At 65.2% G+C, this 896-nt stretch carries 1 protein-coding gene; it reads left to right on the top strand.

Going from position 1 to position 896, the window contains the following annotated elements:
- The coding region (locus IO39_RS43405) for an ABC transporter substrate-binding protein (RefSeq protein ID WP_043637672.1) at positions 1-896 on the top strand (896 nt) is incomplete at its 5' end.

The following is an 896-nucleotide window of genomic DNA, read 5'->3' as shown; positions in this document are numbered from 1 at the left end:
GCGGCGGCGGTTCGGGCGACGCGATCACCATGGGATTCTCCCAGGTGGGCGCGGAGAGCGGCTGGCGCACGGCGAACACCAAGTCGGTGCAGGACTCGGCGAAGAACGCGGGCATCACGCTGAAGTTCTCCGACGCCCAGCAGAAGCAGGAGAACCAGATCAAGGCCATCCGCTCCTTCATCCAGCAGAAGGTGGACGTGATCGCCTTCTCGCCGGTGGTGGAGTCGGGCTGGGACACGGTGCTGATGGAGGCGAAGAACGCGAAGATCCCGGTCATCCTGACCGACCGGGCGGTGGATTCCAAGGACACCTCGCTGTACAAGACCTTCCTCGGCTCGGACTTCGTGGAGGAGGGCCGCAAGGCCGGCAAGTGGCTGGTGGAGGAGTACAAGGACGCCAAGGACCCGGTCAACATCGTGGAGTTGCAGGGCACGACGGGCTCGGCGCCGGCCAACGACCGCAAGGCGGGTTTCGCGGAGGTGATCCAGGCCGATCCGAAGTTCAAGGTGATCGCCTCGCAGACCGGGGACTTCACCCGGGCCAAGGGCAAGGAGGTGATGGAGGCGTTCCTGAAGTCGAACCCGGACATCGACGTGTTGTACGCGCACAACGATGACATGGGGCTGGGCGCGATCGAGGCGATCGAGGGCGCGGGCAAGGTGCCGGGCAAGGACATCAAGATCATCACGGTGGACGCGGTGAAGGACGGCATGCAGGCGCTGGCCGACGGGAAGATCAACTTCATCGTGGAGTGCTCGCCGCTGCTCGGCCCGCAGCTGATGGACCTGGCCAAGAAGGTCGTCAAGGGTGAGCAGGTGCCCGCCCGGGTGGTGACCGAGGAGACCACGTTCACCCAGGAGCAGGCCAAGCAGGTCCTGTCCACCCGCCAGTACTGA

Source organism: Nonomuraea candida (assembly GCF_000725485.1).
Lineage (GTDB): Bacteria > Actinomycetota > Actinomycetes > Streptosporangiales > Streptosporangiaceae > Nonomuraea > Nonomuraea candida.
The sequence above is the reverse complement of the archived record's forward strand: the minus strand, read 5'-3'. Positions and strand labels throughout refer to the sequence as shown.